This is a genomic window from Clostridium neonatale, from assembly GCF_001458595.1.
Taxonomy (GTDB): domain Bacteria; phylum Bacillota; class Clostridia; order Clostridiales; family Clostridiaceae; genus Clostridium; species Clostridium neonatale.
On record NZ_LN890327.1, the window covers coordinates 832,337 to 833,594 of the forward strand.

Consider the following 1,258-nt stretch of genomic DNA (forward strand, 5'->3'; position numbering starts at 1 on the left):
CATTTAGTTGAGCACTCTAGCGAGACTGCCCGGGTTAACCGGGAGGAAGGTGGGGATGACGTCAAATCATCATGCCCCTTATGTCTAGGGCTACACACGTGCTACAATGGCCGGTACAGTAAGATGCAATACCGTGAGGTGGAGCAAAACTCAAAAACCGGTCTCAGTTCGGATTGTAGGCTGAAACTCGCCTACATGAAGCTGGAGTTGCTAGTAATCGCGAATCAGAATGTCGCGGTGAATACGTTCCCGGGCCTTGTACACACCGCCCGTCACACCATGAGAGTTGGCAATACCCAAAGTTCGTGAGCTAACGCGTAAGCGAGGCAGCGACCTAAGGTAGGGTCAGCGATTGGGGTGAAGTCGTAACAAGGTAGCCGTAGGAGAACCTGCGGCTGGATCACCTCCTTTCTATGGAGAAATCTAATTAGCATGATGTCTAATTAGTAAGTACATGAAAATGTGCTATTAAATGAAACTTCATCAGCAAAGCTGAGAAGTACTATTTTCGAACAAAATCATAGATTTTGGGAAAATATGCACAACTTACTCGAATTGTTACTAATATTATAGATCTGTTCAATTTTGAGGGATTATTCCTCAAAAATAACATGGGGGTATAGCTCAGTTGGGAGAGCACCTGCCTTGCACGCAGGGGGTCAAGAGTTCGAATCTCTTTATCTCCACCATTTGCATAAGCTTATTAATTAATTTTTTTAGGCTTTTTACTATGCAAAGTATTATTCGTTTAGTAATAACACTTAATAAGCGAATAAAATGTTCTTTGAAAATTGCACATAGATTAATGTATATAAAATACAACAAGCCAAGATAATATATTCTTTGTGAATAGACTAATCATAAAACAAGTGAAAAATATTGTTAGGTATATTAAGGTTTCACCAAAATATACCAAATTATAAACACTTGTGAAGTTTAGTAAGGCTTAGTACGAGGAAGCAAATAATTTATGAAATGAGTAGTACTTTACGTACGCGAATGAGTAAATTATGTAGCTGACGAAGTAATAAGACTTAATAAACGAACAAAAGGTCAAGCTACAAAGGGCACATGGTGAATGCCTTGGCATCAGGAGCCGATGAAGGACGTGATAAGCTGCGATAAGCTTCGAGTAGGCGCACATAGCCAGAGATCCGGAGATCTCCGAATGAGGAAACTCACATGGGAAACCCCATGTATCATAAAGTGAATTCATAGCTTTATGAGGGAACACCTAGGGAACTGAAACATCTAAGTA

At 40.4% G+C, this 1,258-nt stretch carries 1 tRNA gene, 1 rRNA gene and 1 other annotated feature (1 of these 3 only partly in view); both genes read left to right on the plus strand.

Going from position 1 to position 1,258, the window contains the following annotated elements:
• Positions 1–411: a sequence feature (16S ribosomal RNA rRNA prediction is too short), on the plus strand; it begins 331 nt to the left of the window's first position.
• Positions 412–613: 202 nt separating this feature from the next.
• Positions 614–689: transfer RNA gene (locus BN2920_RS07050), tRNA-Ala, on the plus strand.
• Between the two features lie 362 nt (positions 690–1,051).
• Positions 1,052–1,258 (plus strand): 23S ribosomal RNA (locus BN2920_RS07055); the annotation flags it as partial.